We start from the raw sequence: 25,213 nt of genomic DNA, 5'->3' as shown, positions 1-25,213 counted from the left end.
GGCGGCGACTCGCTTCGCAGTCAGGCGCCAAAATGGGAGATTGACGATGAATTCATTCCTGAAGACGTGCACCGCCTTGACGGTCGCGCTGACCTTTTCCGGTCAGGCCGTCGCCCAGGTCAAGGAACTTGGCAAGGGCGAAGGGGAGGTCAGCATCGTTGCCTGGCCGGGGTACATCGAGCGCGGCGAAACCGACAAGGGCTATGACTGGGTGACCTCCTTCGAGAAGGAGAGCGGCTGCAAGGTCAACGTCAAGACCGCGAACACCTCCGACGAGATGGTCTCGCTGATGAATGAGGGTGGGTTCGATCTAGTCACCGCTTCGGGTGACGCATCGCTGCGCCTCGTTGCCGGCAAGCGCGTGCAGCCGATCAACACCGATCTCATCCCGAGCTGGAAGGCGGTAGACGACCGTCTGAAGGATGCGCCCTGGTTCACCGTCGACAAGGTGCATTACGGCGTTCCCTATCAGTGGGGCCCGAACATCCTGATGTACAACACCGATGTCTTCAAGGAAGCGCCCAAGAGCTGGAACGTCGTCTTCGAGGAAATGAACCTGCCGGACGGCAAGTCCAACAAGGGCCGCGTCCAGGCCTATGACGGCCCGATCCACATCGCCGACGCCGCCAACTATTTGATGTTCCACAAGCCGGAACTCGGCATTAAGGACCCGTACGAATTGAACGAAGACCAGTACAAGGCAGCGCTCGAGCTGCTGCGTGTTCAGCGGACGCTGGTCGGCCGCTACTGGCATGACGCCGCCATCCAGGTCGACGATTTCCAGAACGAAGGCGTCGTCGCTTCCGGTTCGTGGCCTTACCAGGTCAACACGCTGGTTGCCGCCAAGAAGCCGGTCGCCTCGACCGTGCCGGAAGAAGGCGTCACCGGCTGGGCCGACACCACCATGATGGAGGCCGACGCCGCGCATCCCAACTGCGCCTATATGTGGCTTGAGCATTCGCTGTCGCCCAAGGTCCAGGGCGATGTCTCGGCCTGGTTCGGCTCGCTCCCCGTGGTGCCCGCTGCCTGCAAGGGCAACGAGCTGCTCGGCGAGGAAGGCTGCAAGACCAACGGCTACGAGAACTTCGACAAGATCAAGTTCTGGAAGACCCCGGTCTCCAAGTGCGCAACCCAGAACGACCAGTGCGTGCCTTACTACCGCTGGGTGTCCGACTATATCGGCGTCATCGGCGGGCGTTGAGCTCCCTTTAACCCACCCCCTTGTGGGGAGGGTCGACGCGCAGCGTCGGGGTGGGGGCAGCGCTGACGTCCGGTGCTAGTCACCCCCACCCGCGGCTTCGCCAGGTGAAGTGCCGTGCCCGCTGGCCTGATTGGTGGCGGCAAGAGCTATTTCGACGAACCACAAACCGGCAACAGATCAGGACAGCCCATGACCTCGGCCGTTTCCTTCCAGAAAGTCTCTCGCCATTTCGGCAGCGTGCGCGCCGTCGATGCGGTCGATCTCGACATCGTGCCGGGCGAGTTCTTCGCCATGCTTGGTCCGTCGGGGTCCGGCAAGACTACCTGCCTGCGCCTCATCGCCGGCTTCGAGCAGCCGACATCGGGCTCGATCTCGATCTTCGGCGACCGCGCCGAGGGCGTGCCGCCCTATCGCCGCAACGTCAACACGGTGTTCCAGGACTACGCGCTGTTCCCGCATTTGAACGTGCTGGACAATGTCGCCTACGGGCTGATGGTCAAGGGCATCGCCAAGCCGCAGCGGCAGAAGGCGGCGGAAGAGGCATTGTCACTGGTGCGGCTTCCCGGCTATGGCGCCCGCCGTCCCGGCCAGCTCTCCGGCGGCCAACGCCAGCGCGTCGCGCTGGCCCGTGCGCTGGTCAACCAGCCCAAGGTGCTTTTGCTCGACGAGCCGCTCGGCGCGCTCGACCTCAAGCTGCGCGAGAACATGCAGGAAGAGCTGAAGTCGCTGCAGAAGGCGCTCGGCATCACCTTCGTCTTCGTCACCCATGATCAGGGCGAAGCGCTGTCGATGGCCGACCGCGTTGCCGTCTTCAATGACGGCAAGATCATGCAGATCGGCACGCCGGAAGACATCTACCAGCGGCCCAGGACACGCTTCGTCGCCGATTTCGTCGGCTCCTCCAACGTACTGCCGCCGGACTTCGTCCAGCGCTATTCCGGCCAGCACCGCTGGGGCAGCCTGCGTCCCGAATCCATCCGCATCGGCCGCGCCGCCAAAGGCGAGGGCGTCGCCGCGCGCCTGGTCGGAACCAACTATCTCGGCGCTACGACCAAGCTGGCGCTCGACGCCGACGGGTTGAGGCTGCACGCCATCGTGCCGGCCGGGACAAAGCTGCCGGCGGAAGGCGAAGCGGTGGTGCTGACGTTCAACCGCGAGCATTTGCATTTGATGGACGAGCCGGCATGATTGAGGTTTGCGCCAAGCACCCCCCTCTGTCCTGCCGGACATCTCCCCCTCAAGCGGGGAGATTGGCTGTTCCTCCCGGTTTCGCCAATCTTCAACGTTGGGGATTTGGCGGGGCAGCGAAACTGCTGATCTCCCCCCTTGAGGGGGAGATGTCCGGCAGGACAGAGGGGGGTGTGAAGGAACGCTGCCTCTCACGGTTCCTTCAGCACGCGGTCGCCCCATGACCATCGCCGCGCTCGACTCAACCTCCGCCCCCGCCATCCTGCCCGGCAGCGGTGGCATGCGCGGCGCACTGTCGGACCTTTTCTGGCGCAAGCCGCAACTGCTGCTGTTCCTCATGCTGCTGCCGCCGGTTCTATGGCTCGGCGTTGTCTATATCGGCTCGTTGTTCGCACTTCTGGCGCAGAGCTTTTTTTCGATCGACGAGTTCTCCGGCCTCATCAACCACGAATTCACGCTGAAGACCTATGGCGACCTGTTCCAGCCCGCCAATCTCGACATCATCCTGCGCACGGTGACGATGGCGGTGCTGGTCACGCTGGCCTCGGCCGTCATCGCCTTCCCGATCGCCTATTATGCGGCGCGCTATGCCCGCGGCCGCTGGAAGGCGCTGTTCTATCTCGGCGTCATGCTGCCGCTATGGTCGAGTTACCTCGTCAAGATCTACGCCTGGAAGCTGATCCTCGCCAAGGAAGGCATTTTGACCTGGCTGCTCGCCAAATTGCATCTGCTCTGGGTGCTCGATGGCTGGCTGTCGCTGCCGGTCGTCGGCGGCAACTCTTTGTCGGTCTCCGCCACCGGCACCTTCATCGCTTTCGTCTATGTCTGGTTGCCCTTCATGATCCTGCCGGTGCAGGCGGCATTGGAGCGCGTTCCCGGCAATCTGGTCGAGGCGTCCTCCGATCTCGGGGCGTCGCCGGGCCAGACCTTCCGCAACGTGCTGTTCCCGCTGGCGCTGCCCGGCATCGTCGCCGGCTCGATCTTCACCTTCTCGCTGACGCTGGGCGACTACATCATCCCACAGATCATCGGCACATCGCGGCTGTTCATCGGGCAGGCCGTCTATTCGCAGCAAGGCACAGCCGGCAACATCCCGCTCGCCGCAGCCTTCACCGTCGTGCCCATCGTCATCATGGGTTTCTATCTCTGGGGCGCCAAGCGCATGGGGGCCTTCGATGCGCTCTGACGGTTCGCAATCCGCTCCGCTCGGCCTCAAGATCGCTGCCGCCTGCGGCCTGCTGTTCCTGCATCTGCCGATCTTGTTGATCTTCGTCTACGCCTTCACCACGGAAGAGAAGAGCTTCGTCTGGCCGCCGCCGGGGCTGACCACACAATGGTTCGCCGTCACCTGGAACCGGCCGGATGTCTGGCAGGCGCTGTCGCTTTCGGTCCGTGTCGCCGCCATCTCGACCGCGATTGCCTTGATACTGGGCACGCTGTGCGCCGCCGCCGTGTCACGGACGAAATTCTTCGGCCGCGAGACGATCTCGCTGCTCGTCATCCTGCCGATCGCGCTGCCCGGCATCATCACCGGCATCGCGTTGCGCTCGGCCTTCTCGCTAGCCGACATCCCGTTCTCGTTCTGGACGATCGTGCTCGGCCACGCCACCTTCTGCGTTGTCGTCGTCTACAACAATGCGGTCGCCCGTTTCCGCCGCACTTCCGGCTCAATGATCGAGGCCTCGATGGATCTCGGCGCCGACGGCTTCCAGACCTTCCGGCACGTCGTGCTGCCCAACATCGCCACCGCTCTGCTTGCCGGGGGGATGCTCGCCTTCGCGCTCTCCTTCGACGAGGTCATCGTCACCACCTTCACCGCCGGCCAGCAGCAGACCGTGCCGATCTGGATGCTGGAAGAGCTGATCCGCCCACGCCAGCGTCCGGTCACCAATGTCGTCGCCATGGTCGTGGTGCTGGTGACGCTGCTGCCCATCCTTGCCGCCTATTACCTGACCCGCGACGGCGACCAGATCGCCGGTTCGGGCAAATGAAGAACAGCGAATAGGGAGTAGCGAATAGCGAATAGGGAGATTGCACGACCAGCCCTATTCGCTACTCGCTATTCGCTACTCGCTCCTGACCAAGGAGAACCCGCATGGACACCCAGATGCTGATCGGCTCGAAGTTCGAGAACGGCACCGAGACCGAGGAGCCGATTCTGAATCCAAAGACCGGGGCGACCATTCTCAACCTGCCTGAAGCCAGCCAGGCGCAGATCGAGGCGGCTGTTACTGCCGCCGGGCGAGCGTTCGTCTTGTGGTCACGCACAACGCCGGCGCAGCGCTCCGGCTATCTCCTCAAGATCGCCGACCGCATCGAGGCCAACGCGCGGGAGTTCGCGGCGCTCGAGGCGCTGAATTGCGGCAAGCCGATCAACGCGGTGCTCAATGACGAAATCCCGGCGATCGTCGACTGCTACCGCTTCTTTGCCGGCGCGGTACGTTCGATGCCGGGCGTGGTCGCCGGCGAATATCTGCCCGGCCACACCTCGATGGTGCGGCGCGACCCGATCGGCATCGTCGCTTCCATCGCGCCGTGGAACTATCCACTGATGATGATGGCCTGGAAGCTGGCGCCGGCCATTGCCGGCGGCAACACCGTCGTCTTCAAGCCGTCGGAGCAGACGCCGCTGACGGCGCTGAAGCTGGCCAGGATCCTGGCCGAGGTTCTGCCCGAGGGCGTCGTCAATGTCGTGCTCGGCCGCGGCGACAGCGTCGGCAACACGCTGATCAATCACGCCAAGGTCAACATGATTTCGATCACCGGCGACGTCGCCACAGGCAAGAAGGTGCTGCAGGCCGCCGCCAAGTCGGTCAAGCGCACGCATCTGGAACTCGGCGGCAAGGCGCCGGTCATCGTTTTCGACGACGCCGACCTCGGCGCCGTGGTAAACGGCCTGCGCGCTTTCGGCTACTACAATGCCGGGCAGGATTGTACAGCCGCCTGCCGCATCTATGCCGGCAAGAAGATCTACGACAAGCTCGTCGCCGATCTCTCATCTGCCGTCTCGACCATCAAATACAACCAGCCGGATGACACCAAAAACGAGATCGGGCCGCTGATCTCGCGCCGCCAGCGCGATCGCGTCTCGAGCTTCGTCGAGCGCGCTTCGGAACTGAAGCACGTCGAGATCACCACCGGCGGCAAGCCCGGCGAAGGCTCCGGCTTCTATTACCAGCCGACGGTGGTTGCCGGCGCGCTGCAGGAAGACGAGATCGTGCGCCGCGAAGTGTTCGGTCCGGTCGTCTCCATCACCCGCTTCTCCGAAGTCGATGAAGCCGTGAACTGGGCCAATGACGGCGACTACGGCCTGGCATCCTCGGTGTGGACCAAGAACGTCTCGCGCGCCATGGCGACGGCCGCCCGTCTGCAATATGGCTGCACCTGGATCAACACCCATTTCATGCTGACCAACGAGATGCCGCATGGCGGGCTGAAGCAGTCCGGCTACGGCAAGGACATGTCTCTCTATGCGCTGGAGGATTATACCGCCGTTCGTCATGTGATGGTGGCGCATGGGTAGAGGCCGCCACTATCTCTAAAATATTCGCCACCGCGTTTTCTGTATATTAAGCGTGAGTTACCTTTGCGGTACGGCGGGAGTTCACGATTTACTGAATATTCAACCTGAACGAGCAGCCTCTTGCCGGGAAACCGCGCGGCGAGGGGTTTGCGCATGAACACGACCAAGATCAAGCTGGTACTCATTGGCGGCTTCTGTCTGCTGATCGCTGTGTTCGGCGGCAAGGACATGATCAAGAAGAGCGGCTGGCCCGAGGCGCCTGCTGAAATCCTCGCGGTCAATGTCGAATGCGACATGGAATCGACCGCCCACAAGATTGTCTACAAGACCGTCAGCACCGCCACGATCCCGTGCGAACTGGTTGATGCGTTCAAGACGGTTCATGCTGACAAAGAGTGGAAGGTGACCCAGAAATTCACCGGCACCTTGCGCGTCGGCACCGGCGCCGATGCCGTCGAGGCCACGATGGAGCTGAACAAGAACGGTGCCCGCGAACCGCAGGTCGGCGACAAGCTCACCGTCGTCCAGAACCCCGCCAACCACACCCAGATCGAACGCACCGGCATGACCGGCACGCGTTTGACGATCGTCATTGGGGCTGGACTGCTCGGCGCGTTGCTTCTCTATCTTGCTTTCAAACCCCGCCGGCGGATGTCGACCTCCGCCGTGGCGGGCAACCCTGCCGGAAATGCCGGCGCGGACCAGCGCGCGCGCCAGGCCGACGCCTTGATAGCGGCGGCCCTGGCCAAGCAGGCCACATTGCCCAATCACCCGGCACGTGTCGCGGCTGCCGGATCGGCCAGGGAAGGGCGGTTTTCCGGGCAGCGGACGAGTTTCGGCCGCCGCAACTGATGGCCGAAAACTGCTGCACCTGCCACGGCTACTCCACGATGCGGTAGATGTTCCAAAGGCTGGTGCCTGAAACGACGTAGGGCTCCATCTCCTTGCCCCATTTGGCGTGCGCGTCGATCTTGCCAATCCTGGCGAAGAATCCCTCCAGCTGGGCAAGGCTTTCGACCTGATGATGCGATTCGACCGTCGCTTCCCGAGCTCCGACCGAACCGGTCATGATCTGGAACTCGAGATCGGCAATGCCGACCTGAGAGCCGATCTCGCGTTCCCATTTCTTCAACAGGTCGAGCACGGTCTGCTTGTGCCCGAACTTGGCGTCGATCTGCCATCTGGCGCTGAACATTTTTGTCTCCTCCAGTTTTGCGGCCCAAACCGCGGTTGATCTTTCCGCGGTGGAACTACTCGTCCCAGGCCTGCACGACGGTCTGTCGTGCAATCCGCCCATTCTTCAGCTCCAGCATCGCCGCGCAGAACACTTTCGTTCCGTCCGGATAGGCGCAGGCCTGGGTGAAGGCGAGATTGTCGCCATCGGCGATGGTGGTGTCGACCTTGTGGGTCATCGCCCGGCTGCAGATGTCGTCCCAGAAGGTGCTGATCGCCGCCCGGCCGCGGATCTCGCGCGGCTTGCTCGGTGGATTGTTGCGGTCGATCACCCGCACCAGTGCGTCGTCGGCATAGAAGCTAGCGAGCATCCTGCCGTCCCGTCCTTCGATCGCTTTCTTGATCGCCGCGCCGTCCACGCTCTGCGTCTTGGTCAGCATCTTCTCCTCCATGGCCCGTTGATCGGGCGGTTGAATGATCACAAGCAATGCCCGGCGCACCGCCCGGCATTTTCTTTCACTGCGACTTGGCTTTGACGGCTGCGAACACGCCGTCGGTCTGTTGTTTGAAGGTCGCGAAATCGACCTGGCTGCCGTTGAGCATCGTCGACCAGTGGCGCACGATCGCCGCCATCGCGATCGCCTCCTTGATCTCCTCATCGGTCGCGCCATTGAGCTTGGCGGCCTCGGTGTGGAAATAGATGCAGTACTGGCAGGGGATCTGCGAGGCGACGGCCAGCCCCAGCAGTTCCTTGGTCTTGCCGTCGAGCGCGGTCTTGGGGTTGAGCTGCACACCCTTGATCTCGGCCCAGGCGCCGGCAACCGCGACATCGGGCAGCGTCTTGAACATGTCCGGCACTGAGCCGAGCGTCGCCTCGATGTCCTTGTAGGCGGCGGCCGCCGAGGCATCCTCGGCTCTGGCGGGAGCGATCGTGAACAACGCGCCAACGCCTGCCGCTATCACCAGCGATTTGATCGACCTGTTTGACTTCAGCATTGCATCCTCCATCCGCAGTGCCTTTCCCGGCGACATCCGCCTGGCCTGCATGGAGAGAATTGGTACGCCTCGACCCCACCTGGCCGCTTCGCCCGAAAGCGCCATGGTCCCTATGGCCCGTCCGGGCCAGCCTGCCTGGCGGAAAATGCCGCTGCCGCCGCCCGTGACGGCAAATCGAGCTTCAGCAATATGTTGGCGACATGACGCTTGACCGTATGCTCGCTGAGCCTCAGCTCGGCGGCGATCGCGGCATTGCTCTTGCCGTCGGCGATCAGGATCACCACCTCGCTTTCGCGCGCCGTCAGTTGAGCCGGCTCGGCGGGTTTCGCCTTGGGGCGGCAGGCCGGCTCCAGGTGCTGTTCCGACGTTGCCTGGACCAGCGCCAGCGGCTCGTCCAGCTCATCCACCGTGACACGCCCGGCATCGATGAAATGCAGGCCGGACCCCGCCGCCAGATCGGCGGCCAGCCGCGACGCCAGAATATCGCCGCGCCCGGCATGGGCGGCGATCTGCATCGTCACCCGTGCCATCAGCCCCACCGGCGGCCCGCGCATTTCGACCTCACCGACATGGGCGCCCTGGGCGCTTGCAATGCCCATATGTTGCGCCGCATCGCGCAGTGCCGCCGCGCAGCGTATGGCCCGCGCCGGCCCGTCGAAGCGCGAGATCATCAATTCGCCATGGATGCCGGCGACGCGTCCGCCATGACGGCCGACCAGCTGCTGCCAGCTCTCCTGGAAGCGCTCGCTACGTTCGCTCCACATGCGGTCGCCAACCCGCGCCGTGTCGTAGATGCGTGTCGCCAGAAGAGCGGCAAGCACGCGCTCCGCTTCGGCCACGGCACGCTCGCCGGTCAGGAATTCCTCGATCAGGTCGGCCACCCGGTCGACATCGCCGGTCCAGATCGGGTGGTCGCGCCCGGGGACCTCGACCAATCGCGCATTGGCGATCTCTTTCGCCAGGAAGCGGCTGGCGTCCGGGTCGACCCGCGCGTCGTTGCGGCGATGAATGAGCAGTGTCGGTGCGCCGATCGCCGAAAGCACGCCGCGCACATCGATTCCGGCATTCATCCGGGCAAGGGCTGCCGCTGCCGTCGGACTGGCCGACAGCCGCTCGAAGCGGGCCCACCACTGGGTGAAATGCGCATCATCTACCCGGCCGGGAGCGAAGTTGGGCAGTGTGGCGCCCGTGCCCCATTCCGTGCCGGCCGTCGCGATGAAGGCCTCGAGGCGCTCCGGCGACATCACCCATTTGTGGAAATGCGCATAACCGCCATAGAGCGCCAGCGCTCGTGTCCGTTCCGGATAGGTGGCGGCAAACAACATTGCCATCGGCGCGCCTTCCGAAGCGCCGAGCAAGGCCGCGCGGCCGCTGCCGGTGGCATCCATCACCGCGCGCACATCGTCCATGCGGGTTTCGAGGCTGGGCAGGTGGCGTGGGTCGACGCGGTCGGACAGGCCGGTGCCGCGCTTGTCGAACAGGATAAGCCGCGAGAACGCCGAGAGCCGTTTCAAGAGCCTGGCGTAGCCCTCGTCTTCCCAATGCAGGTCGAGATTGGAGATGAAGCCGGGCACGAAAACCAGGTCGAACGATCCCTGGCCGACCACCTGATAGGCGATCCGCACGTCGCCGCTGAGGGCATATCGCGTCTCGATCGGCCTCACGTTGCTATCCCGCCCGGCCAGACGATTTCTGATCGCCGACCATAGCAGACGCCCGGCGGATGCGGCAGCCAAACTTTAGAAGACAGGAATATAGCCCGCGGCGAGCCGTGTTCGCCCGCCATTTCTGGGGGAGGCTATTTCTGGGGAGCGGCGCTCTCTGCACCCGTGGGTTGGACGTAGCCGATGCTCACATCGGCCTGCTCCTCGGTCTTCGGCCGCTTGATCCTGGCCGAGGCCACGACGACGAGTTCGTCAAAACCTTCGCCGCCGCTGTCCAGCATCTCGAAGAACTGCCGGCGCATCCTGGGCTCCCAGAACTTGTTGATGTGCTCGGCCACGCCCGCCACACCTTCCTCGCGGGGCCTTGAATGGAAGAAGGCGGCGATCTGGTTGGCCATGCGCACCAGCTTTTCCCCGGTGCTCGTGATGTGTTCTTCGTTATGCGACATGCTGGGCAACTCCCAAGACCACCCGTTCCGGGTGGGTGAAAACATCGAAATCATCGCCGCGCACCAGCGCTACCAGTGTCATGCCGGCCTCATCAGCGGTGCGGATGGCGAGCGCTGTCGGCGCCGACACGGCGATGATGAAGGCGGAGCCGATCGTCGCCGTTTTCTGCACCATCTCCACCGAGACGCGTGATGTCACCACCACCGCGCCCGATGCACCGTCAATGCCGGCCTTGGCCAGCGCGCCGGCCAGTTTGTCCAGCGCATTGTGCCGGCCGACATCCTCGCGCGCCATGACGATGCCTTTGCCGGGAATGTAGAAGCCCGCTGCATGCACGGCGCCGGTTTCTGAATGCAGAGGCTGCACCTTGGACAAAAGCTTTACCGAACGGGTGATATCGTCGGCTTCAAGCGTAAGCTTGGACGCACCAACCTTGTCGACCGAGCGCATCGCTTCCTCGATCGATTCGATGCCGCATAGCCCACAGCCGACCGGACCGGCCAATCGCCTGCGTCGCGCCTCGAAGCGCGTATTGGCCTGGTCCTTCAGCCGGATCTGGATATCGATGCCGGCGCCATGGTCCTCGACCTCGATCGCATCGATTTCGTCAGGCAAGGCTATGATGCCTTCGGTCAGAGAGAAGCCGAGCGCGAAATCCTCGAAATCGGCCGGGCTCGCCATCATCACCGCATGGGTGGTGCCGGCAAAGGAGAACGCCACCGGCGTCTCCTCCGGCACCATGCGGTTGGCCGATGTCGTGCCGCTGGCGCGGTGGGCAAGGCGAGAGATTTGGGTGGTGGCTTGGCGTTTTCGGGTCACGAGGCGCGCCCCTCTGCCCTGTCCGTCCTTAGCAGTAGCTGTGGAGGCTCGCGCCTTTCCTCTCCCCCGTCGACCGGGGGAGAGGTGTCAAGCGAAGCTTGACGGAGTGGGGGTCGACTGCTCGCCAGATAGGCCGGTTTGCCTGCTCTTTGGGTTGTGCGCGACTTTCGACGGCTGCGTGTTGCGGGGCCGGCTTCCCCCACTCCGTCGCCGCTTCGCGGCGCCACCTCTCCCCCCTCCGGAGGGAGAAGAAAGGCGCCATTCGGCATAAGCTCGCGTCCTTCCTGACGGAGTAGGGGTCGACCAACCGTCAAGATTGAAGCTCTTATTGTCGAACGCCGTGGCAAGACTACTCCGCCGCTTCCAGCTTTGCGATGCGGCGGCTCTGCTCGGCCTGCTCGTTATAGTCGCGCTGCCAGTCCGAAGGTCCGTTCGACGCGCCGACCTGCACTGCGGTCACCTTGTACTCCGGACAATTGGTCGCCCAGTCGGAGAAGTCGGTGGTGATGACGTTGGCCTGCGTGTCCGGATGGTGGAAGGTGGTGTAGACCACGCCCGGCGACACCCGGTCGGTGATCAGCGCACGCAGCGTCGTCTCGCCCGAACGGCTGGTCAGCCGCACCCAGTCGCCATCGCGCAGGCCGCGGTTCTCGGCGTCGTGCGGATGGATCTCCAACCGATCTTCCGAGTGCCACATGACGTTTTCGGTGCGCCTTGTCTGTGCACCGACATTGTACTGGCTGAGAATGCGGCCGGTGGTCAGCAGCAACGGGAAACGCGGCCCGGTCCGCTCGTCGGTCGCGACATATTCAGTGCGGATGAACTTGCCCTTGCCACGCACGAAGCCATCCATATGCATGATCGGTGTGCCGAGCGGCGCCTTCTCGTTGCAGGGCCATTGCACGGATCCGACACGGTCGAGCAGCTCGAAGGACACGCCGGCGAAGCTCGGCGTCGTTTTTGCAACCTCGTCCATGATCTCGGAGGGATGCTGATAGTTCCAGTCCAGCCCGATCGCACGGGCAAGCTCCTGTGTCGCTTCCCAGTCGGCGTAGCGCGCCTTCGGCTCCAGAACCTTGCGCACCATGTTGATGCGGCGCTCGGCATTGGTGAAAGTGCCGTCCTTCTCCAGGAAGGTCGAGCCCGGCAGGAAGACATGCGCGTAGTTGGCGGTCTCGTTGAGGAACAGGTCGTGCACGACCACGCATTCCATCGCCGCCAGGCCGGCCGCGACATGCTTGGTATCAGGGTCCGACTGCAGAATGTCCTCGCCCTGGATGTAGATGCCCTTGAACGAGCCGTCGACGGCGGCATCCAGCATGTTGGGGATGCGCAGGCCGGGTTCGTCGTCGAGCTTCACCCCCCAAAGGCTCTCATAGATGTCACGCACCGCCTCGCCCGAGATGTGGCGGTAGCCTGGCAGTTCGTGCGGGAATGAGCCCATGTCGCAGGAACCCTGCACGTTGTTCTGGCCGCGCAGCGGGTTCACGCCGACGCCGGGACGGCCGATATTGCCGGTCGCCATGGCAAGGTTGGCGATAGCCATAACCGTGGTCGAACCCTGGCTGTGTTCGGTGACGCCAAGGCCATAATAAATCGCGCCATTGCCGCCCTTGGCATAGAGGCGCGCAGCACCCCGGATCAGTTCGGGGTCGACGCCGGACAGCTTGCCGACGATTTCGGGGCTGTTTTCCGGCAAGGCGACGAAAGAAGCCCAATCCTGGAACTCCGCCCAGTCGCAGCGATCGCGGATGAAGGCTTCCTCGAAAAGCCCTTCGGTAACGATGACATGCGCCAGCGCCGTCAGCACCGCCACGTTGGTGCCGGGCTTCAGCGGCAGGTGATAGTCGGCCTCGATATGCGCTGACTTGACCATTTCGGTGCGGCGCGGATCGAGCACGATCAGCTTGGCGCCCTGGCGCAGCCGCTTTTTCAGCCGCGAGGCGAACACCGGGTGCGCGGAAGCCGGATTGGCGCCGATGATGACGGCGACATCGGTGAAGTCGACGGAATCGAAATCCTGCGTGCCGGCCGAGGTGCCATAGGTCTGGCCGAGGCCGTAGCCGGTCGGCGAGTGGCAGACGCGGGCGCAGGTGTCGACATTGTTGTTGCGGAAGCCTTGGCGCACAAGCTTCTGCACCAGATAGGTCTCTTCATTTGTGCATCGCGAGGACGTGATGCCGCCGATCGAGGTGCGGCCGTATTGATACTGGATACGGCGGAATTCCTTGGCCGTATGGGCGATGGCCTCTTCCCAACTCACTTCGCGCCAGGGATCGCTGACCTTTTCCCGGATCATAGGCGACAGGATGCGGTCCTTGTGGGTGGCATAGCCATAGGCGAAACGGCCCTTCACGCAGGAGTGGCCGTGGTTGGCCTTGCCGTCCTTGTAGGGCATCATGCGAATGACTTCGTCGTCCTTCACTTCTGCCTTGAACGAGCAGCCGACGCCGCAATAGGCGCAGGTGGTGACGGCGGAGCGCTCGGGCATGCCTTTCTCAAGCACGGTCTTTTCACGCAGCGCATCGGTCGGACAGGCCTGCACGCAGGCGCCGCAGGATACGCATTCGGAGGCGATGAAATCCTCGTGCATGCCGGCGACCATGCGCGATTCGAAACCGCGGCCCTCGATCGTCAGCGCGAAGGTGCCCTGCACCTCCTCGCAGGCCCGCACGCAGCGCGAGCAGACGATACATTGCGCCGGATCATAGGTGAAATATGGGTTGGACTCGTCGCGGGCGATGTAGTCGACCGCCAGCGAGCCATGGCCGGGCGCGACGCCGTTTTCCTGCTTGACGTGGTTGCGGCCCTCGATGCCGAAGCGGTTCTCGGTCAGGCCGACCGATTTCGCCACAACGTCGAACTCGCTGGCGCCGGTGCCGGCCTTCTCGTCCCAGCCGGTCGGGTGGTCGGAGACGTAAAGCTCCATGACACCGCGGCGGATGGCGTCGAGCCGCTCGGATTGCGTGCGCACCACCATGCCTTCGCCGACGGGCGTCGTGCAGGATGCCGGCGTGCCGCCGCGCCCGTCGATCTCGACCAGGCAGACGCGGCAGGAGCCGAACGAGTCCAGCATGTCGGTAGCGCAGAGTTTTGGGATCTCGACCCCGCCTTCCATCGCCGCGCGCATGATCGACGTACCCTCCGGCACGCTGATGCTGCGGCCGTCGACGATCAGCGTAACCTGCTTTTGCGCCTTCGATTCCGGGGTTCCGTAATCGAGTTCTTCGATGAGTGTCGGGAAGTCGGCCTTGATATTCATCTGCCAGCTCCTATTCAGCAGCCACGCGCGCCGGCGCGGGCTTGAAATCTTCGGGGAAATGGGTGATCGAGCTCATCACCGGATAGGGCGTGAAGCCGCCCAGCGCGCAGAGCGATCCGAACTTCATCGTGTTGCAGAGATCGGTGACCAGTGCCAGGTTCTTCTCCGGCTCGATGCCGGCGGCAAGCCGGTCGATGGTCTCCACCCCGCGTATCGAGCCGATGCGGCAGGGCGTGCACTTGCCGCAGCTTTCGATGGCGCAGAACTCCATGGCAAAGCGCGCCTGCTTCAGCATGTCGGCCGTGTCGTCGAACACGGTGATGCCGGCATGACCGATCAGTCCGTCGCGCTTCGCGAACTCTTCGTAGTCGAACGGCGTGTCGAACAGGCCGCGCGGGAAATAGGCGCCGAGCGGGCCGCCGACCTGCACCGCCTTCACCGGGCGACCAGTGGCCGTACCGCCGCCGATATCGTCGACGATCTCGCCCAGCGTCATGCCGAACGCCGCCTCGAACAGGCCGCCGAATTTGACGTTGCCGGCGATCTGTATCGGGATCGTGCCGCGCGAGCGGCCCATGCCGAAATCCTTGTAGAAGGCAGCACCCTTGTCCATGATGATGGGCACGGAGGCTAGGCTGATGACGTTGTTGATCACCGTCGGCTTGCCGAACAGACCCTGGATTGCCGGCAGCGGTGGCTTGGCTCGCACCACGCCGCGCTTGCCTTCAAGGCTGTTCAGCAGCGAAGTTTCCTCGCCGCAGACATAGGCGCCGGCGCCGACGCGGATTTCCATGTCGAAGGCGTTGGGCGAACCGAGCACGCTGACGCCGAGCACGCCTGCCTTGCGGGCGACCTCGACAGCCTTGTTCATGACAGCCACCGCATGCGGATATTCCGAGCGGATATAGACGAACCCCTTGGTCGCGCCGGTGGAGATGCCGGCAATCGTCATGCCTTCGATGAGCACGAAGGGGTCGCCCTCCATAATCATGCGGTCGGCAAAGGTGGCGCTGTCGCCCTCGTCGGCATTGCAGACGATGTATTTGCGGTCAGATGTCGTATCGAGCACCGTCTTCCACTTGATGCCGGTCGGGAAGCCGGCGCCGCCGCGGCCGCGCAAGCCCGATTCCGTGACCTGTTTGACGATGTCGAGCGGCGCCATGGCCACCGCGTTCTGCAGGCCCTTGAGCCCGCCCAGTGACTTGTAGGCATCGAGCGATAGCGGGTCGTTGATGCCGCAACGCGCAAAGGTCAGGCGCGTCTGCTTGGCCAGGAACGGGATTTTGTCGGGCGCGCCCAGCCAGCGCTTGTGATGCCCGCCGGTGAGAAAGCCGCTGTCGAACAGGCTCTTGACGTCCGATGGCTTGACCGGCCCGTAAGCGACGCGGCCCTTTTCGGTCGCGACCTCGACCATCGGTTCGAGGAAATAGGCGCCGCGCGAGCCGTTGCGGACGATCTTGGCCTCGACGCCCCGTTCAGCCAGTTCCGCACGAACAGCCTTGGCGACCTTTTCGGCGCCGAGCGCCAGCGCGCCGGAGTCACCTGGAATGTAGATGCGCGGGATCATGAGCGTACCTCCCCGACGATCTCTTCGATCTTCTCGTCATCGAGCCGCCCGATCACCTCACCATCCAGCATCGCCGACGGTGAACAGGCGCACAGCCCGAGGCAATAGACAGGCTCAAGTGTAACCGATCCGTCGCGGGTGGTCTCATGGAAATCGATGCCCAACAACTGCTTGACCTTTGCGGCGATCGCATCCGAACCCATCGACTGGCAGGCTTCCGCCTGGCAGAGCTTGAGCACATGCCGGCCAGCCGGCCGGGCACGGAAATCATGATAGAAGGTCACGACGCCATGCACTTCGGCCCTCGACAGGTTCAGCCCATCGGCGATGACGGGCACGGCGTCCTGCGGCACGTGGCCAAATTCTTCCTGGATCTCGTGCAGGATCGGCAGCAGGGGGCCTTCGAGGCCCTTCAACTCCTGGATGATCGCCGCCGTGCGCGACTGTATCTCGGTACTTGCAGGCTGCATCGTCACGCAGCGCCCTCCCTATCGTAGCGATCGATGCATATAATCGTCCAAAAGCATGAAGCAGTTTTGGAACAACGACATGCCTACGCCGCTTAATCGCTAAGTGCTTAAGAAATCAGAGAAAACCTCTGAAATCAATAAAGCGCTTTCGTTGCACGATAGAAAATTTCTATCGCGCCGGTTGACCAGTTATGACTAGCTCAGCGATTGGCGCGGAAATCGTCTGCCAGCGCCATCGCCTCGTCCAGCAGCGCCTGCACCAGCGGCGTGTGCGGTTCGCGCGGCGCGGCGACCAGCCCGACAGTGTGGCTGGCATCCGGTTCGACGATCGGAATGGCCCGGATCGGTTCGGAAAAACCGAATGTTTCCGCCAGGTTGAGCGGCATGATCGACGACCATTTGCCTGTCCGTATGTGGGAGAACAGCACGATCATCGAGTTGGATTCCAGTGTCGGCCGCACCTGCACGCCGGCCTCGGCCAGATGCTGGTCGATGATGCGGCGGTTCTGCATGTCCGGCGTCAACAGGCAGAGCGGCAGCTGGCTGATTTCGGCCCATGTCACTTTGTCGCGATCCGAATAGGGATTTCCGACCGCCGTGATCAGCTGGTAGCGCTCGTCATAGAGCGGCACGCTCGTCACCCGTCCGAGAGGCTCGTTGTCGAGATAGGTGATGCCGGCATCGACGTCGAAATTGCCGAGCAGCGACAACACCTCGATCGAGGTGCGCGACAGGATAGAGAAGGTGACGCCCGGGTGCTTCTCGCGAAATGGCGTCGTCAGCCGCGCCACCATGGCGAGGGCGGTTGGGATGGCGGCAATACGGATACGCCCGGACAGGCCATGTCGCGCCGCCCGCATCTCTTCGCGCATGGTCCTGGAATCGCCGACGATGCGACGCGCCCACACCAGCACCTGCTTGCCTTCCGGCGTCAGCCCCTGAAAGCGCGAACCACGATTGACCAGCATGACGCCGAGCTGGCCCTCCAGCTGCTTGATCCCGGCCGACAAGGTCGGCTGCGTGACGCCGCACGCTTCCGCCGCCCGGCCGAAATGCTCCTCCTTGGCCAGCGCGATGAAGAATTCGAGCTTGTCGATCATCCCATCCGTCCGTTCGTTCCGCGCAAGGTCGGGGAAATTGCCTTTCGCCGCAAGCTCTACCCGCAATTGGCCATGCATCCACATCTTTGGGCCGGCTGGCTGTTTCCCCCGGCCGAACACGGCGCTATGTGGTTGGATGGAATACGAGGAGATCGGACATGCTGGGCTGGTTCCGCAAGCTTTTGCCGCGCGAAGATCGCTTCTTCGACCTCTTTGAACGGCATTCCCGCACCGTGGTCGGCGGCGCCGAGGCGCTGGAGCAGCTTCTGCAGGGCAAGGACATCGATCGCTGGTGCCAGAAGATCATCGATCTCGAGGACGAGGCCGATCATATCACGGCCGAAGTGCTGCTGGCGGTGCGGCGTTCCTTCATCACGCCCTTCGATCGCGGCGACATCAAGGACCTGATCCAGTCGATGGATGACGCCATCGACATGATGCACAAGACCGTCAAGACGGTGAAGCTGTTCGAAAAGAAGGAATTCGACCCGCTGATGCAGGAGATGGGCGGCGTCATCGTTGCCGCCTCCAGGCTGGTTGCCGAAGCAATCCCGCTGCTCAGCAAGGTCGGCACGCACACGGTACGCCTCAACGCCATCGCCGAAGAGGTGATGCGCGTCGAAAGCCGCGCCGACGATCTGCATGAGCAGGGATTGAAGGACCTGTTCAAGCGGCATGGCCGCAGCGATCCGATGGCCTACCTGATCGGCTCGGAGATCTACGGCCAGCTGGAGAAGGTGGTCGACCGCTTTGAGGACGTCGCCAACGAGATCAGCGGCATCGTCATCGAGAACGTTTAGGCAATGGAAGCCACCATCGCCTTTCCCGTGCTGATCGGCCTTGTCGCCGTCGCGCTGTTTTTCGATTTTCTCAACGGCCTGCACGATGCAGCGAACTCCATCGCCACCATCGTCTCCACCCGCGTGCTGAGACCGCAATATGCGGTCCTGTGGGCGGCTTTCTTCAATTTCATCGCCTTCATGTTCTTCGGCCTTCACGTGGCTGAAACTGTGGGAAAAGGTATCGTCGACGTCAGCATCGTCACGCCGGCGGTGATCTTCTCGGCGCTCGTTGGCGCCATCGTCTGGAACATCGTCACCTGGATTGCCGGCATCCCGTCCAGCAGTTCGCATGCCCTGATCGGCGGGCTCGTCGGCGCCGGCGTTGCAAAGGCTGGGCCCGGCGCCATCGTCTGGACCGGGCTTGGCAAGACGGTCGCCGCAATCGTCGTGTCGCCGGCGACAGGGTTTGTTCTGGCGCTGGTCCTGATCCTGGCCGTTTCCTGGCTGTTCGTGCGCCAGACACCGTTCGCCGTCGACAGCACCTTCCGCGTCATGCAGTTCTTTTCGGCCTCGCTTTATTCGCTAGGGCACGGCGGCAACGACGCCCAGAAAACCATGGGCATCATCGCCGTGCTGCTCTATTCGCAAGGTATGCTCGGCGGGACGTTCTACGTGCCGCTGTGGGTCGTCCTCACCTGTCAGACAGCACTGGCGCTCGGCACTTTGTTCGGCGGCTGGCGCATCGTTCACACGATGGGCTCGAAGATCACCCGGCTGAATCCGATGCAGGGCTTCTGCGCCGAGACCGGCGGCGCCATCACCCTGTTTGCCGCCACCTGGCTCGGCGTCCCCGTGTCGACCACCCATACCATCACCGGGGCCATCATCGGTGTCGGCGCCGCCCGCCGCGTCTCGGCCGTGCGCTGGGGCATTGCCGGCAACATCGTCATCGCCTGGATCGTCACCTTGCCGGCCACGGCTGCAATTTCGGCGCTCACCTACCTAGCGGTTGGCCTGGCAGGGTGAGGCGGACACCGGTGGTGCTTGGAGTCGCTGCCAATCTGCACTATCTGAGCCGCAGCCAAACGCCTTAGGGAATAATGCATGTCCGTCACCAAGGAAATCGTCACCGAGCGTCTGAAGACGGTCAACGGGCCGGACTTCACCGGCAACATCGTCGACCTCGGCATGGTTTCGGAGATTTTCATCGCCGATTCGAAAGTGTTTTTCTCGATCACCGTTCCCGCCGCCCGCGCACAGGAGATGGAGCCGCTGCGCGCTGCAGCCGAGCGTGTCGTCAAGGCGATCCCTGGTGTCGCCGGCGCCGTCGTCGCGCTGACGGCGGAGAAGAAGGGCGGCGGCATGGAGGCTCCGGTTGCGTCGCGTCCCGCGCCCAGGCCCGCACCGCCGGCTGCGCCAGGCGGGCCGCGCCCAGCTCCACACACTCCAGCCCCGCACGCCTCGGCCTCGCAAAGCTCGGGCAAGCGCGGCGTGCCCGGAATCGAGGCGATCATCGCGGTGGCGTCCGGCAAGGGGGGCGTCGGCAAGTCGACCACCGCTGTCAACATCGCGCTTGGCCTCGCCGCCAACGGTTTGCGTGTCGGCGTGCTCGATGCCGATATTTATGGCCCGTCCATGCCCAGGCTGCTCAACATCCATGGCCGGCCGCAGACCGTCGACGGCAAGATCCTGAAACCGATGGAGAATTACGGCCTTAAGGTGATGTCGATGGGCTTCCTCGTCGACGAGGAGACGCCGATGATCTGGCGCGGTCCGATGGTGATGTCGGCGCTGACGCAGATGCTGCGCGAGGTCGAATGGGGCCGCCTCGACGTGCTCGTCGTCGACATGCCGCCCGGCACCGGCGACGCCCAGCTGACCATGGCCCAGCAGGTGCCGCTGGCCGGCGCCGTCATCGTCTCGACGCCGCAGGACCTGGCGCTGATCGACGCCCGCAAAGGATTGAATATGTTCAAGAAGGTCGACGTGCCGCTGCTCGGCATCGTCGAGAACATGAGCTATTTCATCGCCCCCGATACCGGCAAGCGCTACGACATCTTTGGCCATGGCGGGGCGCGGCGCGAGGCCGAGCGCCTCGGCGTGACTTTCCTCGGCGAAGTGCCGTTGGAAATGGGCATTCGCGAAAGTTCTGATGAAGGTGCTCCGGTGGTGGCGTCGAAGCCAGACAGCGCCGAGGCGAAGATCTATCGCGGCATTGCTTCGAAGGTCTGGGACCGGGTCAACGAAGAACGCGGCGCGGCCGAAGCGGCGGTGCCGAACATCGTGTTCGAGTAGCTCGGATATCCCTCCCCTCAAGGGGGAGGGGAACCCACCTTCTCGCCAAAGCTTGAAAAGAACTGCAAGGCCAGCTTCTTCGAAGTCGATTCGATGAGCCGGCTGCCGAGTTGGGCGATCTTGCCGCCGACTTCGGCTTTGGCAAAGTATTTGAGGACCGTCGCATCCGGCCCGTCCGCCGTCAGCGTCACGTCGGCGCCACCCTTGGCGAAGCCGGCAATACCGCCCTTGCCCTCGCCCTGGATGGTGTAGGAGTGCGGCGGCTTCAGGTTCTTCAATGTCACCTCGCCGTTGAATGTCGCCTTGATCGGTCCGATCTTCAACACCACCGTCGCCGCCATTTCGGTCGGCGATTTCATCTCCAGGTGCTGGCAGCCGGGAATGGTCGCCTGCAAAACCTTCGGATCGTTCAGCGCGTCCCACACTTTCTGCAGGGGGGCGGCAATGCGTTCCTCGCCTTCGATCACCAAAGCCATCGACACCTCCCGGACAGACTTCGAAGGCCTAACGCACGGTCTGGTCTGTGTCTATCGCACCAAAGTCCGGTTGCGACGGTGCGCCCTCTTGCCTGCTTCCGCGCGTTGCCATATCGATTTGTCTTACAAATACGGAGACCATGATGGCAGGCGCCCCCACCGGAAAGAAGAAATTTCGCTCGCAGGAGTGGTTCGACAATCCCGACAATCCAGGCATGACCGCGCTCTACCTCGAGCGCTACCTGAACTACGGCCTGACGCGGGCCGAGTTGATGTCGGGCAAGCCGCTGATCGGCATCGCCCAGACCGGCTCGGATCTGTCGCCGTGCAACCGCCACCATATCGAACTCGCCAAGCGCGTGCGCGAAGGCATCGTCTCGATGGGCGGCATCCCCTTCGAATTCCCGTGCCATCCGATCCAGGAGACCGGCAAACGCCCGACCGCGGCACTCGACCGCAACCTTGCCTATCTCGGCCTGGTCGAAGTGCTTTACGGCTATCCGCTCGACGGCGTCGTGCTGACCATCGGCTGCGACAAAACCACGCCGGCGCTGCTGATGGCGGCGGCCACCGTCAATATTCCGGCCATAGCACTTTCGGTCGGACCGATGCTCAATGGCTGGCACAAAGGCAAGCGCACGGGATCCGGCACCATCGTCTGGGAATCGCGCCAGCGGCTCTCCGCCGGCGAGATCGACTATGACGAGTTCATGGACATCGTCGCCTCATCGGCGCCGTCGACCGGCTATTGCAACACCATGGGCACCGCCACCACGATGAACTCGCTGGCCGAGGCGCTCGGCATGCAATTGCCGGGCTCGGCTGCCATCCCGGCGCCCTATCGCGAGCGCGGCCAGATCTCCTATGAGACGGGCAAGCGCATCGTCGAGATGGTGCATGAGGATCTGAAGCCGTCCGACATCATGACGCGCAAGGCCTTCGAGAACGCCATTGTCGTCAATTCGGCGATAGGCGGCTCGACCAACGCGCCGATCCACCTCAACGCGATTGCCCGCCATCTCGGCGTGCCACTCACCAATGACGACTGGCAGACGGTCGGCCTCCATGTGCCGCTCATCGTCAATCTGCAGCCATCGGGCGAATATCTCGGCGAGGACTATCACCATGCCGGCGGCGTGCCGGCTGTGGTGGCCGAACTGATGAAGGCCAAGCTGCTGCCTTATCCCGAAGCGATGACCGTCAATGGCAAGACTATCGGTGACAATTGCAAGGGTGTCGCCAACGAGAACACCGACGTCATCCGCACCGTCGCCGAGCCGCTGAAGGCCAATGCCGGCTTCATCAATCTCAGCGGCAATCTGTTCGATTCCGCAATCATGAAGATGAGCGGCATCTCGCCGGAATTCCGCGAGCGCTATCTCTCCAACCCGAACGACCCGGAAGCCTTCGAAGGCAACGCCATGGTCTTTGACGGGCCGGAGGACTACCACGCCCGCATCGACGATCCGGCGCAAGGCATCGACGAGCACACCATCCTGTTCATGCGCGGCGCCGGCCCGATCGGCTATCCCGGTGGCGCCGAGGTGGTCAACATGCAGCCGCCCGCCTATCTCATCAAGAAGGGCATTCACGCGCTGGCCTGCATCGGCGATGGCCGCCAGTCGGGCACATCGGGGTCGCCCTCTATCCTCAACGCTTCCCCGGAAGCCGCCATTGGCGGCGGCCTGGCGCTGCTCAAGACCGGCGACCGTGTGCGCATCGACTTACGCAAAGGCACTGCCAACATCCTCGTCACCGACGAGGAAATCACGCGCCGCCGTGCCGAACTGCAGGACGATGGCGGATACCACTATCCCAAGCACCAAACGCCATGGCAGGAAATCCAGCGCTCCATGGTCGACCAGTTCTCGGAGGGCATGGTGCTGAAGCCGGCGGTGAAATACCAGGACGTCGCCCATACCAGCGGCGTGCCGAGGGACAACCACTGAGCGTTGCAAGTTTGGTGAAATCGAAGGCGGCTTGCCATCGGGCAGGCCGCCTTTTCTCATGGCAACGCTCTTGTATCGATTGGGCCAAGTCTACAGATACGTCGTGTCGATAGGTCCTGCACAAGGGATAACACCCATCAATGACGAAGCGGCGCTCTTCCCTCGGTTTCCTCGGCATGTTCGGCCGCTCGGGTGATTTGCGGGAACTGGACAACGCGCTGCGCGGCGCCGATCTTCATCCGGCGCTTGTTCCCGGTAAAGCTCACCATCGTCAATTTGATGAAGGATCATTGGCCGGACGAGCCGCCGCCCGACGCCTACCGGTCCGTGGCGCAGCTGTTCGGCTTTTGCATCGCGGGCCCACAAACCTTCGAGCAGGCCAATGGGCCGGAGCGGCGGCTGGAGGCTGAGCGCCGCATCGAGGCTGCGCTTGAAACCGGCGACAGCCTGGATGCCCAGATCGTGTTGATGGCGCTGCATGGCAAGCTGATCAGCGCCGAAGTCGTCGAGCGCTTTGGGCTAAGTGCGGACTGACCTTCGTAAGGTGAAGCTTACCCGCCCATGCCGCTGCGTGGCAGCTTGATCATCTCGCCGAAGCGGGCACGCAATTTGTCGTCGAGCAGCTTCGGCACATGGCGCGGGAAGCGCTCGGCCAGCACGCGCTTCTTTTCGATGATCGCCCGCTGCAAGATGTCGGGCCGGCCCTTCTCGTTCCATTCCTTGGGCGAAAAGCGGTCGCCGACGGCAGGATAGAAATACTCCGTCTGCATCAGGCGCAGCGTCTGCTCATTGCCGAGATAGTGGCCTGGGCCATTCATGCAGACTTCGGTGATGGTGTCGATCGACAGCGCTTCGTCGGTCACTTCGATGCCCCGCACGCAGCGCAGGCAGTGGCCCAGCATGTCATTGTCTATGATCAGGCTCTCCAGGCAAAAGCCGAGCAGCGAGGCATGCATACCCGCCGATTCATAGACCAAGTTGAGGCCGGCAAGACCGGCCATCACATCGGTGATGCCCTTTTCATAGCCGGACTGGATGTCGGGCAGTTTCGAATCCGTCATGCCGGCGGCCGAACCGCCCGGCAGATCGTAGAACTGCGCCATCTGCGCACAGGCCGAAGTCAACACTGCCTGCTCGGCCGAGCCGCCCGACATGGCGCCGGTCCTGAGGTCGGAGACGAATGGCCAGGTGCCGAAGATCGCCGGATGCTCGGGCTTGATGGCGTTGACGTAGATGAGGCCGACCAGCACTTCGGCCACCGCTTGCACCACAGCGCCGGCAATTGCCGCCGGAGCGGTGGCGCCGGCCTGGCCGGCCGATAGAAGCAGGATCGGAATGCCGCCTTCGACGCAGGCTTCGAGCACGCCGCAGGCGTCCTCGGCAAACTTCATCGGCGGCACGACGAAGCAATTGGAGTTCGACACGAACGGCCGGGCGCGAAAGTTCTCCTCGCTGCCGGCGATCGCATAAAGCATTTCCAGCGCCGGCTGCACGTTCTCGCGCACCGTGAACGAGGTGCCGACATGCTTCGAGGTGCCCATCACGCAGGCGTAGAGCGTGTTGAAGTCCATTTCGAGCGGATCGGGAATGTCGCGCGGCACCATCGGTCGCTGGAAGAAATGGATGTTGTCGAGCCCTTCGACGAGGCGGGCGGCATCATAAATGTCCTGCACCAGCGACTCGCGGTATTCGCGCTTTTCGACATCGACCAGATGCACCGCCGCACCCGCCGTGCCGTAATGCACGCGCTTGCCCTGGATCAGCATGTCATGCCTGGGGTCCTGGCCGTGCAGCGTAAAATTCCGCGCGGCTCGTCTGATCGTGTCCATCACAAGCCCACGTGGGAAACGGATGCGGCCGTCATCGCCATAGACGGCGCCGACCCCGGTCAGCGCCTCGATGCAGGAGGGAATGGCATTGGCGAAGCCGACGGTCTCCAGCAGCGTCAGCACCGCTTCATGGATGCGCTCCTGGTCGTTCTGGTTGAGCGGCCCGTAGCTGCCGCCTTCGAGGCCGGCGCGCACCGGCCGGATATCGTCGGCAAGCGGTGCGGCCCGCATGGCGCGGCGCGCTTCGCGCCCGCCGGATCGTCGCGTACGCTGGTCGGCTGATGTATCTTTAGGAGCCGCATCCTTAAGAGCCGCATCCTGCTGCTCAACAGCCACTGACATGGGGGGCACTCCACCTTTAGCTTGCGAAACACGGCGCGGTGATTGGTCCCCGTCGGCTTGCTTCGTCCCTCTGTCAGCCGACTATGCCGTTGCCATTGGCCCAGCCTATGGGCCAGTCAACGCAGCC

At 63.4% G+C, this 25,213-nt stretch carries 22 protein-coding genes and 1 pseudogene; 11 read left to right on the top strand and 12 right to left on the bottom strand.

Annotated features, from left to right (window positions below; all coding sequences use genetic code 11):
• Positions 1-46: 46 nt before the first annotated feature.
• From NLY43_RS15405 to NLY43_RS15380, 6 genes are all read left to right on the top strand, one after another.
• Positions 47-1,201 carry an ABC transporter substrate-binding protein gene (locus tag NLY43_RS15405; protein ID WP_023692632.1) on the top strand — a complete coding sequence of 385 codons (1,155 nt, stop codon included), beginning with the start codon at positions 47-49 and terminating at the stop codon, positions 1,199-1,201.
• Positions 1,202-1,390: 189 nt separating this feature from the next.
• A complete protein-coding gene (locus NLY43_RS15400) occupies positions 1,391-2,389 on the top strand; it encodes an ABC transporter ATP-binding protein (RefSeq protein ID WP_023712605.1) in 999 nt (332 codons plus the stop codon).
• 220 nt (positions 2,390-2,609) lie between these two features.
• Positions 2,610-3,575, top strand: coding sequence for an ABC transporter permease (locus tag NLY43_RS15395; protein ID WP_023712604.1), 966 nt, complete (start codon positions 2,610-2,612; stop codon positions 3,573-3,575).
• Positions 3,565-4,380, top strand: a complete 816-nt coding sequence (locus NLY43_RS15390; protein WP_023673416.1) for an ABC transporter permease — start codon at positions 3,565-3,567, stop codon at positions 4,378-4,380. The genes NLY43_RS15395 and NLY43_RS15390 overlap by 11 nt, the downstream gene beginning before the upstream one ends.
• A gap of 104 nt (positions 4,381-4,484) precedes the next feature.
• On the top strand, positions 4,485-5,912 hold the full coding sequence (locus NLY43_RS15385) for a gamma-aminobutyraldehyde dehydrogenase (RefSeq protein WP_023712603.1): 1,428 nt from the start codon (positions 4,485-4,487) through the stop codon (positions 5,910-5,912).
• Between the two features lie 153 nt (positions 5,913-6,065).
• Entirely contained in the window at positions 6,066-6,764 is a 699-nt protein-coding gene (locus NLY43_RS15380) for a hypothetical protein (protein WP_023712602.1), read from the top strand.
• A gap of 28 nt (positions 6,765-6,792) precedes the next feature.
• On the opposite strand, the gene NLY43_RS15375 is transcribed toward NLY43_RS15380, so the two are convergent.
• The 10 genes from NLY43_RS15375 to NLY43_RS15330 all read right to left on the bottom strand — a co-directional run bounded on the left by NLY43_RS15375 (position 6,793) and on the right by NLY43_RS15330 (position 17,413).
• Positions 6,793-7,107 (bottom strand): hypothetical protein, encoded by a 315-nt coding sequence (locus NLY43_RS15375; protein WP_023738143.1) that lies wholly within the window; start codon positions 7,105-7,107, stop codon positions 6,793-6,795.
• A gap of 55 nt (positions 7,108-7,162) precedes the next feature.
• A complete protein-coding gene (locus tag NLY43_RS15370; RefSeq protein WP_023688799.1) occupies positions 7,163-7,525 on the bottom strand; it encodes a nuclear transport factor 2 family protein in 363 nt (120 codons plus the stop codon).
• A gap of 76 nt (positions 7,526-7,601) precedes the next feature.
• Entirely contained in the window at positions 7,602-8,081 is a 480-nt protein-coding gene (locus NLY43_RS15365) for a carboxymuconolactone decarboxylase family protein (protein ID WP_023688798.1), read from the bottom strand.
• A 110-nt stretch (positions 8,082-8,191) separates the two neighbouring features.
• Positions 8,192-9,745, bottom strand: coding sequence for an alpha/beta fold hydrolase (locus tag NLY43_RS15360; protein ID WP_023673422.1), 1,554 nt, complete (start codon positions 9,743-9,745; stop codon positions 8,192-8,194).
• Positions 9,746-9,879: 134 nt separating this feature from the next.
• Positions 9,880-10,194: a formate dehydrogenase subunit delta gene (locus NLY43_RS15355; protein ID WP_023673423.1), complete on the bottom strand. Its 315-nt coding sequence runs from the start codon at positions 10,192-10,194 to the stop codon at positions 9,880-9,882.
• On the bottom strand, positions 10,184-11,014 hold the full coding sequence (gene fdhD / locus NLY43_RS15350) for a formate dehydrogenase accessory sulfurtransferase FdhD (RefSeq protein ID WP_023712601.1): 831 nt from the start codon (positions 11,012-11,014) through the stop codon (positions 10,184-10,186). Before fdhD ends, NLY43_RS15355 begins: the two co-directional genes overlap by 11 nt.
• A 349-nt stretch (positions 11,015-11,363) precedes the next feature.
• Positions 11,364-14,276, bottom strand: a complete 2,913-nt coding sequence (gene fdhF, locus NLY43_RS15345) for a formate dehydrogenase subunit alpha (RefSeq protein ID WP_023692626.1) — start codon at positions 14,274-14,276, stop codon at positions 11,364-11,366.
• A 10-nt stretch (positions 14,277-14,286) separates the two neighbouring features.
• On the bottom strand, positions 14,287-15,843 hold the full coding sequence (locus tag NLY43_RS15340) for a formate dehydrogenase beta subunit (protein WP_023712600.1): 1,557 nt from the start codon (positions 15,841-15,843) through the stop codon (positions 14,287-14,289).
• Positions 15,840-16,319 (bottom strand): formate dehydrogenase subunit gamma, encoded by a 480-nt coding sequence (locus NLY43_RS15335; protein WP_023688791.1) that lies wholly within the window; start codon positions 16,317-16,319, stop codon positions 15,840-15,842. The genes NLY43_RS15340 and NLY43_RS15335 overlap by 4 nt, the downstream gene beginning before the upstream one ends.
• Positions 16,320-16,513: 194 nt before the next feature.
• Positions 16,514-17,413 carry a LysR family transcriptional regulator gene (locus NLY43_RS15330; protein ID WP_023688790.1) on the bottom strand — a complete coding sequence of 300 codons (900 nt, stop codon included), beginning with the start codon at positions 17,411-17,413 and terminating at the stop codon, positions 16,514-16,516.
• 158 nt (positions 17,414-17,571) lie between these two features.
• Here NLY43_RS15330 and NLY43_RS15325 point away from each other — a divergent pair, with 158 nt between their 5' ends.
• The 3 genes from NLY43_RS15325 (at position 17,572) to NLY43_RS15315 (ending at position 20,490) form a co-directional block, all read left to right on the top strand.
• Complete coding sequence (locus NLY43_RS15325) at positions 17,572-18,213, top strand: DUF47 domain-containing protein (RefSeq protein ID WP_023673429.1); 642 nt, start codon at positions 17,572-17,574, stop codon at positions 18,211-18,213.
• 3 nt (positions 18,214-18,216) lie between these two features.
• Entirely contained in the window at positions 18,217-19,221 is a 1,005-nt protein-coding gene (locus NLY43_RS15320) for an inorganic phosphate transporter (protein ID WP_023703518.1), read from the top strand.
• Between the two features lie 78 nt (positions 19,222-19,299).
• Positions 19,300-20,490, top strand: a complete 1,191-nt coding sequence (locus NLY43_RS15315; protein ID WP_023703517.1) for an Mrp/NBP35 family ATP-binding protein — start codon at positions 19,300-19,302, stop codon at positions 20,488-20,490.
• Positions 20,491-20,507: 17 nt separating this feature from the next.
• On the opposite strand, the gene NLY43_RS15310 is transcribed toward NLY43_RS15315, so the two are convergent.
• Entirely contained in the window at positions 20,508-20,966 is a 459-nt protein-coding gene (locus NLY43_RS15310) for an SRPBCC family protein (RefSeq protein WP_023712599.1), read from the bottom strand.
• A gap of 143 nt (positions 20,967-21,109) precedes the next feature.
• On the opposite strand from NLY43_RS15310, the gene NLY43_RS15305 reads away from it, so the two are divergent.
• Both NLY43_RS15305 and NLY43_RS15300 read left to right on the top strand, forming a co-directional pair.
• Complete coding sequence (locus tag NLY43_RS15305) at positions 21,110-22,915, top strand: IlvD/Edd family dehydratase (RefSeq protein WP_023712598.1); 1,806 nt, start codon at positions 21,110-21,112, stop codon at positions 22,913-22,915.
• Between the two features lie 140 nt (positions 22,916-23,055).
• Positions 23,056-23,449 (top strand): annotated as a pseudogene (locus NLY43_RS15300) (hypothetical protein).
• Positions 23,450-23,466: 17 nt separating this feature from the next.
• On the opposite strand, the gene NLY43_RS15295 reads toward NLY43_RS15300, so the two are convergent.
• A complete protein-coding gene (locus tag NLY43_RS15295) occupies positions 23,467-25,086 on the bottom strand; it encodes a trimethylamine methyltransferase family protein (protein ID WP_023712597.1) in 1,620 nt (539 codons plus the stop codon).
• Positions 25,087-25,213 lie beyond the last annotated feature (127 nt).

Origin of the sequence: Mesorhizobium sp. C416B (genome assembly GCF_030323165.1) — a bacterium.
GTDB lineage: Bacteria > Pseudomonadota > Alphaproteobacteria > Rhizobiales > Rhizobiaceae > Mesorhizobium.
Note: the sequence above shows the minus strand (reverse complement) of the source record. Positions and strands in the feature narration are given on the sequence as shown.

Excerpts from the sequence above, each read along its gene's own strand:
- NLY43_RS15370 (WP_023688799.1), bottom strand. The coding sequence starts at position 7,525 with ATGCTGACCAAGACGCAGAGCGTGGACGGCGCGGCGATCAAGAAAGCG.
- NLY43_RS15385 (WP_023712603.1), top strand. The coding sequence starts at position 4,485 with ATGGACACCCAGATGCTGATCGGCTCGAAGTTCGAGAACGGCACCGAG.
- NLY43_RS15405 (WP_023692632.1), top strand. The coding sequence starts at position 47 with ATGAATTCATTCCTGAAGACGTGCACCGCCTTGACGGTCGCGCTGACC.
- NLY43_RS15340 (WP_023712600.1), bottom strand. The coding sequence starts at position 15,843 with ATGATCCCGCGCATCTACATTCCAGGTGACTCCGGCGCGCTGGCGCTC.
- NLY43_RS15365 (WP_023688798.1), bottom strand. The coding sequence starts at position 8,081 with ATGCTGAAGTCAAACAGGTCGATCAAATCGCTGGTGATAGCGGCAGGC.
- NLY43_RS15320 (WP_023703518.1), top strand. The coding sequence starts at position 18,217 with ATGGAAGCCACCATCGCCTTTCCCGTGCTGATCGGCCTTGTCGCCGTC.
- NLY43_RS15395 (WP_023712604.1), top strand. The coding sequence starts at position 2,610 with ATGACCATCGCCGCGCTCGACTCAACCTCCGCCCCCGCCATCCTGCCC.
- NLY43_RS15380 (WP_023712602.1), top strand. The coding sequence starts at position 6,066 with ATGAACACGACCAAGATCAAGCTGGTACTCATTGGCGGCTTCTGTCTG.
- NLY43_RS15315 (WP_023703517.1), top strand. The coding sequence starts at position 19,300 with ATGTCCGTCACCAAGGAAATCGTCACCGAGCGTCTGAAGACGGTCAAC.
- NLY43_RS15295 (WP_023712597.1), bottom strand. The coding sequence starts at position 25,086 with ATGTCAGTGGCTGTTGAGCAGCAGGATGCGGCTCTTAAGGATGCGGCT.
- NLY43_RS15355 (WP_023673423.1), bottom strand. The coding sequence starts at position 10,194 with ATGTCGCATAACGAAGAACACATCACGAGCACCGGGGAAAAGCTGGTG.
- fdhF (WP_023692626.1), bottom strand. The coding sequence starts at position 14,276 with ATGAATATCAAGGCCGACTTCCCGACACTCATCGAAGAACTCGATTAC.
- NLY43_RS15325 (WP_023673429.1), top strand. The coding sequence starts at position 17,572 with ATGCTGGGCTGGTTCCGCAAGCTTTTGCCGCGCGAAGATCGCTTCTTC.
- NLY43_RS15330 (WP_023688790.1), bottom strand. The coding sequence starts at position 17,413 with ATGATCGACAAGCTCGAATTCTTCATCGCGCTGGCCAAGGAGGAGCAT.
- NLY43_RS15310 (WP_023712599.1), bottom strand. The coding sequence starts at position 20,966 with ATGGCTTTGGTGATCGAAGGCGAGGAACGCATTGCCGCCCCCCTGCAG.
- NLY43_RS15390 (WP_023673416.1), top strand. The coding sequence starts at position 3,565 with ATGCGCTCTGACGGTTCGCAATCCGCTCCGCTCGGCCTCAAGATCGCT.
- NLY43_RS15305 (WP_023712598.1), top strand. The coding sequence starts at position 21,110 with ATGGCAGGCGCCCCCACCGGAAAGAAGAAATTTCGCTCGCAGGAGTGG.
- NLY43_RS15400 (WP_023712605.1), top strand. The coding sequence starts at position 1,391 with ATGACCTCGGCCGTTTCCTTCCAGAAAGTCTCTCGCCATTTCGGCAGC.
- NLY43_RS15375 (WP_023738143.1), bottom strand. The coding sequence starts at position 7,107 with ATGTTCAGCGCCAGATGGCAGATCGACGCCAAGTTCGGGCACAAGCAG.